The sequence below is a fragment of the Acidimicrobiales bacterium genome (assembly GCA_041394265.1).
GTDB lineage: Bacteria > Actinomycetota > Acidimicrobiia > Acidimicrobiales > SZUA-35 > JBBQUN01.
The window spans coordinates 291,275-303,719 of record JAWKIO010000005.1; the positions used below are offsets into that span (position 1 = coordinate 291,275).

Sequence of the window (12,445 nt, forward strand, 5' to 3'; positions counted from 1 at the left end):
CTGGCGATACCGCCGGTCAACGGAGGTCGAGCACGAAGATCGGGTGGTTGTCGGCGATCGCCTCGAGCTCAGCATCGGTCGCGTCGGGCCCGACACCCTCGAAGAATCTACCCACCTCGAACTTCCACTTGGTGAGATAGGGCCGGAGCACCCGGGCCTTCTCGCTCGGGTCGACGAGCTCCGACGCTTCGAACTTCTGGGTGCGCCGACCGACAACGAGCTCGCCGGCGCCGGCGGCACGAAGGTTGCGGACCCACTGCGTGGTCCCGCGCGGGGCGACCAGGTACCAGGTGCCGTCGATCTGGATCGGATTGACCGGCACCGAGCGAATCTCACCCGAGGTTCGGCCCACGACCCGAAGCTCACGCGAACCCCACACCGAGATGCCCCGGCGAGTGAGCCAGCGAACGAGCGGGTTGAACACCTTGCGAGTGAAGAGGTCGGGGGCGAGATAGCGATCGGCGTGCGAGTTGGCGTTCATCATGACTCCAGGTGGCGAGAGTTTCCGTTACGAGAGCAGTGATCTCGCAAGAGAGCATGCGCCTCCTTCCGTCGATTGTCAAGAGCAGTGCTCTCGTTTTAGTTCATCGCTCCGCCAGGTGAGGTGAAGAGGGCGCGGCACTTCCCCGAGAAGCGTGATCAGGCACCGAGTGCTGCGAGCAGCTGCGACCGGTGATCGAGCATCCATGCCGCAGCCCGAGTGCGCCACGTGATCGCCCACAGCACAGGGAATCCTTCGAGGTCCGGGCTCGGCGTGTCGGGGCCGATCCGCCCGACGACGGCCTCCTCGCGCGCACTGCGTATGGCGAACTCGATCATCATGTCGACGAGGGCCGGACGCGCTGCACGCTCCAGTCCGTAGCCGTCGAGGAAGGTGACGAGCTGAGCGATCCGCTCGGCCGGGCTGCCGAGGTTGTTGCGTTCCGCGACGTCGTCGTCGTGGAGTTGGGCATTGAGCCAACCCGCTTGGGCCAGTTCCCACAAGGCGTCGACCGGGCCTGCGTTGTCCCAATCGATGAACGCCACCGTCATTCCCTCTCGGGCGATGATGTTCCACGGACCGAGGTCGCCGTGGCCCAGCACTGGCCGCGCCCCGGGCAGGTCGCGAGCGAACGAGGCTCGCCACCGCGGGTCCGGCCCCGGATCGAAGCTGGCGGCGATGTCGTGGAGTCGGCGAAGGGTGTGGCCGATCTGCCCGATCGCTTCTCTGGTCCACGGTGCTGGCTGGGGACTGCGCCCCTCGACGTATTCGAGCTTCTCCCGTCCGTCAGCTGCGAAGCCGTCGCCGACAGGCCGCGGCGCGGCACCGAATCCGTGTGCGTCGAGGTGTGCGAGCAGCCGAATGACGGTGGCACTCTGCGGGCCCGCCGCACGCAGCACCGTGCTGCCGCTCCGGTGAACCGAGGTCTGCCACTGTTCTCCGAGCTCGTGCTCTCGATCAGCAGCCATCGGACCAGTGTCTCACTCACGAGTGAGGCCCGAACACCCTTTCGATGACTCAGCCCGCCGCCGGGCGTCGTTCGGCCCCGTTCACCGGCACCACCCGCCAGCCGTCGATCTTCGCCTCAGGGCGGCAGAGCGCGACCACGCAACCGCCGAATCCGCCACCGGTCATCCGAGCACCGAAGACGTCGGGATTGGCGAGCAGCTCATCGACGGCGGCATCCATCGCCGTGGTCGAGACGGCATAGTCGTCGCGCAGGCTCCGGTGACTCGCGGCCATCAGCGCTCCGGCAACGGCGTAATCGCCGTTCGCCAAGGCCACGGCGAAGTCGCGCACCCGCTGGTTCTCGGTGACCACGTGTCGCGCCCGCCGCTCGATCGTCGGATCTCCGATCGTGGCGACGCCGTCGAGGCTGGCGAGGCGGAGCGGGCCGACGAGCTCTTCGGCTCGCGCGCACTCGTGGACCCGATCTGCGTAGCCGGAGCCCTCCAGCGTCCGGTGGGCGACGAATCGCACGGCGATCGCGACCTCGTCGGGAACCGGGACCTGGGTGACGTCGCAGGTGTGGCAGTCGATCATCGTGGCATGGCCTTTGGTCGCCGCTGCGATGCAGAGCTGGTCCATGATCCCGCTCGGCACTCCGGTCGCTCGATGCTCGGCGCGCTGGGCCAACTGGGCCAGCTCGAGCGGTGTGCCGTCGAAGCCGACGGCCAGCGCGACGGCGATCTCGAGCGCCGCCGATGACGACAACCCGGCTCCCACCGGAATCGTCGTGGTCACCTCACCGTCGATGCCGACGGCGCCATCGACCTCGGCAGCCACCGCTGCGACGAAACGGCCCCACGCCGGCAGCGAGTCGATCTCGCCGCCTGCATCGGGAGCGAGATCGACCGGTTCGGTCTCGACATCGGAACGAAGGCGGATCCGGTCCGATACGACACCGGTGATCTCGGTCCAGCGGTCGATCGCCATCGGGAACACGAGGCCGCCGGTGTAGTCGGTGTGGTCTCCGATCAGGTTGACCCGCCCAGGGGCAAGGACCTGCACTCGTTGCGAACCGTTCTGCGACATGCCCATCATCCAACCACGAGCGCGGTCGCTGTCGGCAGATCCGTGATCAATACGTCGATCCAACCACCCGCAGCTGCCGCACGAATCGCCTCGATCTTGCGCTCGCCCCCGGCAATGCCGATCTTGCGATCGACCCGGCGGAGGGCATCGATCCCGATGCCGACCACGCGGTCGTCGAGTTCGGAGTCGACGGCGACCCCGTCGGCATCGAAGAACCGTAGGCAGACTGTGACGCACGCAGCCAGCGACGAGCCAGTGAACATCAAGGTTGTCGCCGAACGGGCCCAGGTGTCACCGGGCACGGTGTCGAACGTCTTGAACCACCCTCAACGCGTCGCCGAGGCAACTCGCGAACGAGTCCTCGCTGCGATCAACGAGGTGGGGTATGTCCGCAATGGATCGGCCAGCCAGCTCCGCCGCCTTCGCAACAACGCCATCGGGCTACTGATGATCGACGTACGCAACTCGTTCCTGTGTGAGCTGGCCCGAGGCGCACAGGATGCCGCCGAGGAGGCGGGCTACTCGGTGTTGCTTTCCGACGCCGACCGTTCCTCCGAACGTCTCGCCCGCAACCTCGACTTCCTGGTCGAGCAACGTGTCGCCGGCATCCTCGTGACGGGCTCGTCGATCGAGGGGATACCCCAACGGCTCGAATCGCTGCGAGATCGGGGCATCGCCATCGTTCGAGCCGACGAGACCTTCCAGGATCGTTCGCACTGTGCCGCCGGCGTCGACGACATCCATGGCGGGGAACTCGTCGGAACCCACCTCCTCGAGTTGGGTCGGCGTCGGATCGGATTTCTTCAGGCTGGTATCGCTTTCCGCCCGTTCGACGACCGCCTCACCGGCATCACCCGAGCGGTCGCCGGCCACGCGTCGGCACGTGTCGTCGAGGCTCGCGTCCCGGGCACCGACTTGGAAGAGGTCGGCGATGCCGTCGACGAACTGCTTGCCGCAGGCGTCGATGCGATCGCGTGCGCCAACGACCCGATGGCGCTCGCTGTCTTGCGCAACCTGAACGAGCGCGGCATATCGATTCCCGACGACGTGGCGTTGATTGGCTACGACGATGCCGAGTTCGCCGCGGTGGTGACTCCGCCGCTGAGTTCGGTTCGCCAGCCTGCACGTCTGGTTGGTGCCGCTTCGGCGCGGTTGCTCATCGAGGAGTGCTCCGACGAACCACACCAGCATCGCCACGTCATGTTCCAACCCGAACTCGTTGCACGTGCCTCCACCCTCGGCTCACGCGACGGTGCTGCGAGCGCCGGTGCCTCGTGATCAGCCGACATGATGATCACTCGCCGATAGCAGGTCAACGGCGGCGAACCGGTGTCGGTGGCCTCGGCGATCACATGGATGGTCTGCCCTTTGCCGGCGTGAGTGGGAAGTGTCACGGTGCAGCGGTTGCCATCGCTCACCATCTCGACGTGGCCTGGGCATGAACCGGCCTCGGGATACCACCACCAGGTGACGTTCACGTCGTCACCGTCGGGGTCGGATGTGACAGCAGTCAGCACGATCGATGCTCCGGGAGCAGCGATGAGGTCGAGGCCTTGGGTGATCTCGAGCCGGGGATGGTGATTCACCGACGTCACATCGGACGTGACACTCCACTGCAATCGGGCGGCGAAGTCGTCCTGGAACGCGCCGAACCAGCGGGCGGCGTGATAGTCATCGGGCGTCGAGCCGTCGGGCGCCCGATCCTTCGCGAGCGAGCTGTCGAAACGGGTTCCGCTCCCGGGGACCGCCGCCTGGCGACCGCCCCAGCCACCGTGGTTGGCGTGTTCCCAACTCCGCAGACCGTTGTCGATGTGGAGTGCGAAGTTCGACGAGTCGCCTTCGGAGATCCACGAACCCTGTTCGTGGAGTGGACACCAGACTCGATAGCCCTCGGCCTCGAGCTCCTCACGTGTTCGACCGGCGATCCCGAAGTAGTCCTCGTCGTCGAACCCGGCAGCCATCTGCCCGCCATCGCCCCAGACTCGGTAGGCGGCACCCATCGGCCCGACGTTCGAGACATGCTCGCGGGTCCACGCCGCCGACAGTCGATACGCATCGGCATCGGGCACGACGTTCCAGGCGAAGTAGCCCCACACCATCGTCGCCACCTGACGGTGCTCGATCTCGGGCCAGTGGCCCTCGATGTAGTCCTCGTAGGTCGAGTCCTGGAACCCGAAGCCCGTCATGACCGTCTTGTTGGTCACCCGCTCGTAGATGTCGGGCCACTCGGGTCGATCGATGTGGGTGTCCTCGATCGACCGCAGCGCCCGAGCGATCGTGTTCATGCCACCCCACGCCTGCACGAAGACCGGCCGCGGATTGTCGTCGAGCAGCACCTCGGCGATGAGGTCGGATCCGGGGGTCGGATGCTCCATGTCGCCGACGTTCGCAACATTTCCCATCCGGACGAGTGACGCGAGGTGAGCCGGACTGGGATAGCGATGGTCGTGCGCAACGAGATTGTGGTGGACCTCGGCATAGGCGGCAATGGCCTGGTCGATGGGCAGCGTGTCGCTCTCGGCCGGCCAGCGCTTCGGCGTCACACCGCTTGCGGGGTCGCCCCGGTAGTGGTGTTCGCTCGAGCAGTAGACGAGGCCGACGAGGTCGATCTCGTTGCTGTAGAGCAGCAACCGCAGCATTGAGTTGAGATCATCGAGCTCGGGATCGGTCGTGACGATGACGCGGGGTTGCAGCATCGGCTCAGCCCGCCATCGTCAGACCGGAAGCGGCGAGCCAATCACCGAAACGCTCGATCCAGGTGTCCGACGGCAACCCCTGCGTGCCCATGCCGAACCCGTGGCCGCCCTCGGCGTAGAGGTGGAGCTCGACGGGCATCCCGGCGGCATGCCAGTGGCGGTAGATGTCGAGCGAGTGGGAGGCGAGTCCGAGCTGATCGTTGGTGGCGGCTGCCAGGAACATCGGGCCGCTCCCCTGCGGCGGTGTACTGACGTCGAGATCGTGGGCGGCGGCGTAGATCGGGGCCACGAAATCGGGACGAGCGGCGGCATCGTCGGTGAAGGCAACCCGGAGGGTGAGGTTGCCGCCGGCGGAGAACCCGATGAAGCCGACACGTGTGGGATCGATGGCGAAGGACTCGGCCCGGTCACGGACGAGACGGACGGCGGCCTCGGCGTCGAGCAGTGCGAGCTTGGCGATCTCGGCCATCTCGGCCTCGGCTCGACCCTTGGTCATCTTCTCGATGAGCTCGGCGACCGCATCGTCGCCACTCGGCACCAATCGGTACTTCAGCACGAACGCGGCAACACCGCGCTCAGCCAGCCACTGCGCGACCTCGAAACCTTCCCGATTGATCGACAGGGCGTGATACCCGCCACCGGGCGCCACGATCACCGCCGCACCGTTGCCGCTCGCAGGAAGCACCGGGGTGAGCGTGGGTACCACCACGTTGGTGATCACGTCGGTCTCGAAGAACGAGGCGAAGTAGGACATCTCGTCGTGGGTCCACGTCTCGCTGCCCGGCGCCGGGCCGTCGAACAGCCGAATCGGGTCGAGCGTGCTGGCGGTGGTGGTGATCGGATGGGGCATTCCCGGCTCCTCGTTGTTCGGTGCTCGCCAGCCTAACGGTGGCGCCCTCCACCGTGAAACGATTCAGCACCTCGACCGCTTCAGCGCGTGGCGTCGCTGGATCGTCGCACCACGAGTTCAGGCCGAAACACCACCTGCTGGTGCGCGTGGGCACCGTCCCCGCACTCTTCGAGCAACAACTGGACGGCGCTCTGGCCGATCTCGAAGGCAGGCTGGCGTACGCTCGAGATCGGGATGACGGCCAGCCCGGCGAACTCGATGTCGTCGTACCCGATCAGCGCAATGTCGCCAGGTACCTTGACCTCACGTTCCAGCAGGCCGCGCAACACTCCCAGGGCCAGGAGATCGTTGGCCGCAAAGATGGCGTCGGGTTCGAGTGCTAGGACAGTGTCGGTGGCGGCGTAGCCGGCCCGGCCGGTCATCGAGGTGACGTCGACGAGGTCGAGTTCGACCGGATCATCGGAAGTCGCGGCGAACTCGGCGATCGCGTCGCGCAGTCCGGTCAACCGGTCGGCGCATTGGCGGATCGTCGGGGAGCCCGACAGATAGACCAGTCGCCGTCGACCACCGGCCAGTAGGTGCTGACCCGCGAGATGGCCTCCCTGCACATCGTCGACCGACACCGAACAGACGTCGAGCGCAGGCGACGCCTCGTCGACCAGCACGACCTCGACGCCGTGGGATCGCAGCGCCGCGAGGTGGGTCTCGGGCACGGCAGGGCTCGTCGGTGTGAGCAGGATGCCGCCGACACGCTGCTCGGCGAGAAACGACAGGTGCCGCTCCTCGCGACGACCCGATTCGTCGGAGTTGCAGAGCATCACGGCATAGCCACGCTCTTCGGCCGCCGACTCGGCACCTCGGGCGATCTCGGTGAAGTAGGGGTTGCCGACGTCCAACACGACCAGACCAATGGTCTTGCTCCGAGTGGAACGAAGCCGGCTGGCCGAGCCGTTCCTGACGAAACCGAGCTCGTCGATCGCCACCTGCACTCTCGCTCGCATGGCGTCGGAGACCAGCTCCGGCCGGTTCAACACATTCGACACGGTGCCGAGCGAGACACCCGCGGCCTGCGCCACGTCCTTGATTCCCACCGGCTGAGAGCGCATGGTCCACTTCCCGTCGTGTGCTGGCCGTCAGGCTAACGCCGGTCGACGACCGGGCACGGCGGACAAACGACTGCCACGCCAACGAGTCAGTGAGAAAATTTCTCGTGTTCGCCGGTTGGCCACGACCGCTGCTGACCTGCCACTTCTCATGCCGTGACGTTCGTCACGCTCCAAGGTCGAGGCAGCGAGGGCAGGTGCGGGTGTTGACCGCTCGGCAGTGGATTCCGTAGCGTGACGCGAATGAGCAGCCCACCGATCCAGTTGTCCCATCAGATGGGATCTCCAACGGAAGCGGACCGCACACGATGAGTCAGTTGGGCCGGGCTGCTTCCATCTTGCGGGCGCTCGAGGACCATCCCGAGGGACGCATGGCCGCCGATGTCGCCCTCGATGTCGGCCTGCCCAGGTCGACGGCCCACCGCCTCCTCCAGAACCTGGTTGCCGAGGACCTCGTCGTCCAGGTGGTCGACGGACGCCGGTACCGACTAGGCCCGACCCTGATCCGCCTCGGCGTCACGACGCAGGCCTGGCTGGCCGACCGCCTGCGTCCGCTCGTCACCGAGATGTCGCTGACTGCGTCCGAGACCGTCGATGTTTCGATCCAGACCGGGGATCGTGCGTTGTTCATCGATCAGGTCGTCGCGGCCGGGCGACTCCAGGCGGTCTCTCAGATCGGCGGATCGTTCCCTCTGCACTGTTGCGCCAGTGGCAAGGCACTCCTTGCCCAGTTCGGCAACGACGACGTCCGCAGCATCGTGCGCGACGAACTCGAGCGCTTCACCGAGAACACGATCACGACGATCGACGACCTTCTCCGCGACCTCGACACCGTGCGGGCCACCGGTATCGCGTACGACCGCGACGAGCACACGATCGGGATCAGTGCCGTGGCCGCCGCCGTGCTGAACAGCACCGGGCTCCCGGTCGCGCTGGCCTTCCCGGTGCCCTCGTCTCGGTTCGTCGAGCGCGAGGCCATGCTCGTCGACATGCTCGGCGACGGTGTGGAACGGGCGAGGTCGATCCTTGGCTGACCATCGACTCCTCCCGCCCGCTCGGCGATCGCCGCTGGACCTCGCCGTCGAACTCGGCCCCTTGCTCGAGTCGCAGTCAGAAACTCACGATCGCACGGGGCGCCTGTCCGACGCCGCCCTCGGCGCACTCGTCGACGCGAACCTGTTCGGCGTGCTCGTTCCCGAGACGCTGGGCGGGTTCGAGGCGTCACCCACCGAGGCACTCGACACGTTCGCCGAAGTCTCGCGTGCCGATGGCGCCGCAGGCTGGGTGCTCACGACCTGTTCGTTCGCCAACGCCCTCGCCGGGGCGTTCCTCTCCGACGACGCCGTCGACGAGATCTTCGGCCCACGCATGCCGATCATCGCCGGCGGTGGCGCACCGCGTGGCCGGGCCACGCCGGTCGACGGCGGCCTCCGACTGGCCGGACACTGGGGATACGGGAGCGGCATTCACCACGCCACCCACCTCCACAACGGTGGCTTCATCATCGATGAGCAAGGAACGGTACGAGACGACCTCGGCCACCACATCTTCGTCGCCCCGATCGAGGCGGCCACGCTCGACGACGAGTGGGACGTGATCGGGCTGCGGGGCAGCGGAAGCGTCGACTACACGATCGATGGCGCCTTTATCCCGACGGGCTATGAGCACCCGATTCGCAACCCCACGATCCAGCGAGGCGGCTCGCTCTACCAAGTCGGCATGTTCGGCCTCGTGTGCATCGCGCACACCGGCTTCTTCATCGGGATCGGGCGTCGCATCCTCGATGAACTGGCGGCGATCGCCGTCACGGCCGCCGACCGACCCGGCACACCACTCGGCGGAGATGCGTTTCTCGAACGCTACGGACAGGGCGAGGCACTGTACCGAGCGGCCCGGGCCCTGGTCTTCGAGCGCTGGCGCGAGGTCGAGGGCGAGCTGGAACGCTCGCCGGATCGTCCAATCGGACCACGCCAGCTGAGCTCGCTCCAACTGGCGATGTACCACATGGCTTGGGCCAGCACCGAGGTCGCCGAGATGGCCTACAAGTCGGGCGGCGGCATCGCCCTCCGAGACGGTCCGCTCCAGCGCGCCTTTCGCGACTGCATGGCGGGACGCCAACACGCACAGGTGTCGAATGCCGTCGTCAGCGCCTGTGGTCGCTCACTGCTGTCGACATTCACAACGGGGACCAAACAAGGGGAAGCATCATGAAGATCGGTTGGTGGGATCATTTCGAACAGCTGCGTGGCGTTCCACTCGCGCAGCAGTACGACGAACGCCTGCAGCTGCTGCAGATCGCCGACGCCGCCGGGTTCCACGGCTACCACATCGCCGAACATCACCTCACGCCGCTCGACATGGCGCCGTCACCGCTCATGTTCCTGACGGCGGCGGCCCGCGTGACCGAGCAGATTCGGCTCGGCACGCTCGTCCTCGTGCTGCCGCTCTACCACCCGGTGCGGTTGCTGCAGGAGCTGTACATGCTCGACCACCTGAGCCACGGGCGCCTCATGCCCGGCGTCGGCAAAGGTGTGCGAGACGTCGAGCACGAGTGGTTCGGACACGACCAATCGGAGTCCCGAGACCGGTTCGACGAGTGTCTCGCCATCCTGCAATCTGCGCTCGCCACCGACCGGCTCGACTTCCACGGCGCGTACTTCCACTACGACGACGAGCCGACGAACTACACCACGATCCAGAAGCCGATGCGCTTCTGGTACGCCGGCAACGTCGAGTCGGCGTTGGAGCGTGGCATGAACGTCATCGGGTTCGGCCCACGAGAGGCATTCGACCACTACGCCGCGGTGTGGGCGCAGCGACAGGCCGCAGGAGATCCCGCCTATCAAGGTGAGGAACCGCTCGCCGGCTCGACCCGTCGGGTGTTCATCGCCCCGACCGACGACGCGGCACGCGTCATCGCCGAGCGTGCCTGGGCGATGCATCACGAGAACTTCGTCGCCACCTCCTTGCGCATTGGCGGCAAACCGGGACCGCCCGGCTACAAGGGGGTTCCTGCGGCCGACGGTGGCGTCGTCTATGGCTCGCCCGACACGGTCCGCACGGCGCTGGTCGACCTCCTCGACCAGCTCGGCCCGAACCACAACTATTTTGCGCCGTCGTTCCAGTGGGGCGATCTGTCGTACTCCGAGGCCAGCCAGTCGCTCGGGCTGTTCATCTCCGAGGTGATGCCGGCCCTTCAGTCCATGCACACACCGGAGCCGGTGTGAACGAGCACTGGCACAGCACCCAGCAGGGCACGGGTACGAGCCCGGCCGACAACAGCTTCCGCGACATCCTGCCTCCACCCGATCACCCATCGGTTGCCGGGATCGGCGAACGCGACGCCTACACCCACGGCGACCGTCTGACCCAGTCCGAGCGAGGTCGAGCCTGGCTCGCCGACATCGACGCACGAGTGGCGCAGCCGTTCACCGGCATCACGACCGACGGCAACGTCGTGCCGTCGCTCTTCGAGACGGCCGGCAACGGAGCGCCCACCGGGTCAATGGTGGCGTCCGCACGTCGCCTGCTCAATGGGCTCGGCAGCGACGACCTGGCTCGGGTCATGCACCCGATCGATGCGACGGAATGGCGACGGTGGGCCAACCCCGAGCTCTATGTGAACCGGCACGGACTGCGCCTCGACGAACTCGGCGCGTCGGCTCGTCACGATGTCCTCGACGTCGTGCGCGCCACACTGTCCGCCCCCGGGTTCGACAAAGCCCGAGCCTGCATGATCATGAACGGCTTCCTCGGCAGCCTCGTGGGCGGGACCCGGGTCATGAACGAGTACAGCTACAACTTCTCGCTGTTCGGCGAGCCGTCGCTCACCGAGCCGTGGGGCTGGCAGCTCCACGGCCACCACCTCGCCCTCAACGCGGTGGTCATCGGCGATCAACTGATCATCTCGCCGAGCTTCATGGGAGCCGAGCCGAACATCATCGACGAGGGTCCTTATGCCGGCCTGACGATCTTCAACGCCGAAGAATTGGATGGCCTGGCGCTGATGCGTTCGCTGCCCGAGGATCAACGACGCCGAGCCCAGATCTACGAGCAGATGTACGACCCGTCGATGCCGCCCGGCCGCTTCCACTTCGCCGATCAGCGACACCTCGGCGGCGCCTACCACGACAATCGGATCATCCCCTTCGAGGGGGTGAATGGCGCCGAGCTGACCGGAGCACAGCGCACCGCACTCGTGGAGTTGGCGCTGACGTTCGTCGAGTATCTTCCAGCGCCGGTGCTCGAGGCTCGGCGACGTGAACTCGAAGCGCACATCGACGACACCTGGTTCTCCTGGATCGGTCACTACGGCGACGACGACCCGTTCTACTACCGCATCCAGAGCCCGGTGATCATGTGCGAGTTCGACCATCACTCGGGCGTGTTCCTCACCAACACCAAACCGGCGAAGTGTCACATCCACACCGTCGTCCGCACGCCCAACGGCAACGACTACGGCAAGGATCTGCTCCGCCAGCACTACGAACAGGTTCACGGGCTCACGCCGGCCACGGAGGAGTCATCGTGACCACGACACCGATCGACGACGTGCTGGCACTCGAGGTGCGACGGTGCGACGCCATCGCGGCGGGTGACATCGACTCGCTGCGCTCGATGCTGAGCGACGACTACGTCCACGTGCACTCGACCGGCAAGGTCGACGACCGGGCCGGACACCTGGCGGCCGTGGCTACTCGACCCCGCACGACCACTCGAGGCGAGCTGACGGTCCGCCTCGTCGGCACCGTGGCCATCATCACCGGCGAGGCAACGAACCTGATGCCGACCGCCGAGGGTGCCCACCGGGAGCTACGCGGCTTCTGCCATCAAGTTGCTGAGCGGAACGGCCACGGATGGGTCTTCCGATCCTTCCAGATGACGACGATTCGCCCGCCGGACGTCCCCGCCGACAGTGCGGCTGACGAGGTAGCCATCCGTTCGCTCGAGGAGGCCCGCTGTGCCGCAATCGCAGCCGGCGACGGCGAGGCACTCGGACGTCTGTTGGATGCCAGCTATACCCACGTGACCGGCCGCGGCCGCACCATGAACCGTGATCAGTACATCGAGTGGATCGGCGACTTGGCACGCCGACACGAACGTGGCCCGCTTCGGATCCAGCCGTTCGGCGACACTGCTGTCATCCACGGTCCGCTGATCAACCATCTGTCCACCGACGACGGTGGCGTGCGAGTGTTGGAGACCTTCGTGACGCAGGTCGTGCACCGCTACGGCGGCGAGTGGCGATTCGTCTCGTTCCACATCACTCCAGTGCGCTGAG

12 protein-coding genes and 1 pseudogene are annotated in these 12,445 nt (G+C 66.6%); 6 read left to right on the forward strand and 7 right to left on the reverse strand.

The features are described from left to right. Positions 1 to 16 precede the first annotated feature (16 nt). The 4 genes from R2733_01460 to R2733_01475 all read right to left on the reverse strand — a co-directional run bounded on the left by R2733_01460 (position 17) and on the right by R2733_01475 (position 2,778). Complete coding sequence (locus R2733_01460) at positions 17 to 484, reverse strand: nitroreductase/quinone reductase family protein (GenBank protein ID MEZ5375149.1); 468 nt, start codon at positions 482 to 484, stop codon at positions 17 to 19. A gap of 155 nt (positions 485 to 639) precedes the next feature. After that, on the reverse strand, positions 640 to 1,449 hold the full coding sequence (locus tag R2733_01465) for a phosphotransferase (GenBank protein MEZ5375150.1): 810 nt from the start codon (positions 1,447 to 1,449) through the stop codon (positions 640 to 642). A gap of 49 nt (positions 1,450 to 1,498) precedes the next feature. Further along, on the reverse strand, positions 1,499 to 2,515 hold the full coding sequence (locus tag R2733_01470; protein ID MEZ5375151.1) for a galactokinase family protein: 1,017 nt from the start codon (positions 2,513 to 2,515) through the stop codon (positions 1,499 to 1,501). 5 nt (positions 2,516 to 2,520) lie between these two features. Continuing rightward, a complete protein-coding gene (locus tag R2733_01475) occupies positions 2,521 to 2,778 on the reverse strand; it encodes a sugar-binding domain-containing protein (protein MEZ5375152.1) in 258 nt (85 codons plus the stop codon). Between R2733_01475 and R2733_01480 the strand changes: the two genes are divergently transcribed. Next, entirely contained in the window at positions 2,771 to 3,793 is a 1,023-nt protein-coding gene (locus tag R2733_01480) for a LacI family DNA-binding transcriptional regulator (GenBank protein MEZ5375153.1), read from the forward strand. The two genes, R2733_01475 and R2733_01480, sit on opposite strands and share 8 nt — an antisense overlap. 488 nt (positions 3,794 to 4,281) lie before the next feature. Here R2733_01480 and R2733_01485 read toward each other — a convergent pair. The 3 genes and pseudogenes from R2733_01485 to R2733_01495 form a co-directional block, all read right to left on the reverse strand. Further along, a pseudogene (locus R2733_01485) lies at positions 4,282 to 5,211 on the reverse strand (DUF1593 domain-containing protein). Between the two features lie 4 nt (positions 5,212 to 5,215). Beyond that, positions 5,216 to 6,061, reverse strand: a complete 846-nt coding sequence (locus R2733_01490) for an alpha/beta hydrolase (GenBank protein ID MEZ5375154.1) — start codon at positions 6,059 to 6,061, stop codon at positions 5,216 to 5,218. Positions 6,062 to 6,141: 80 nt separating this feature from the next. Next, complete coding sequence (locus R2733_01495) at positions 6,142 to 7,152, reverse strand: LacI family DNA-binding transcriptional regulator (protein ID MEZ5375155.1); 1,011 nt, start codon at positions 7,150 to 7,152, stop codon at positions 6,142 to 6,144. 320 nt (positions 7,153 to 7,472) lie between these two features. Between R2733_01495 and R2733_01500 the strand changes: the two genes are divergently transcribed. The 5 genes from R2733_01500 to R2733_01520 are packed head-to-tail and all read left to right on the forward strand — an operon-like array spanning position 7,473 to position 12,444. Continuing rightward, positions 7,473 to 8,198 carry an IclR family transcriptional regulator gene (locus R2733_01500; protein MEZ5375156.1) on the forward strand — a complete coding sequence of 242 codons (726 nt, stop codon included), beginning with the start codon at positions 7,473 to 7,475 and terminating at the stop codon, positions 8,196 to 8,198. Next, on the forward strand, positions 8,191 to 9,375 hold the full coding sequence (locus tag R2733_01505) for a hypothetical protein (protein MEZ5375157.1): 1,185 nt from the start codon (positions 8,191 to 8,193) through the stop codon (positions 9,373 to 9,375). The genes R2733_01500 and R2733_01505 overlap by 8 nt, the downstream gene beginning before the upstream one ends. After that, a complete protein-coding gene (locus R2733_01510; protein MEZ5375158.1) occupies positions 9,372 to 10,391 on the forward strand; it encodes an LLM class flavin-dependent oxidoreductase in 1,020 nt (339 codons plus the stop codon). The genes R2733_01505 and R2733_01510 overlap by 4 nt, the downstream gene beginning before the upstream one ends. Beyond that, positions 10,388 to 11,695 (forward strand): DUF3500 domain-containing protein, encoded by a 1,308-nt coding sequence (locus R2733_01515; GenBank protein ID MEZ5375159.1) that lies wholly within the window; start codon positions 10,388 to 10,390, stop codon positions 11,693 to 11,695. The genes R2733_01510 and R2733_01515 overlap by 4 nt, the downstream gene beginning before the upstream one ends. Then, positions 11,692 to 12,444, forward strand: coding sequence for a nuclear transport factor 2 family protein (locus R2733_01520; GenBank protein ID MEZ5375160.1), 753 nt, complete (start codon positions 11,692 to 11,694; stop codon positions 12,442 to 12,444). The genes R2733_01515 and R2733_01520 overlap by 4 nt, the downstream gene beginning before the upstream one ends. The last annotated feature ends 1 nt before the right edge of the window (position 12,445 follow it).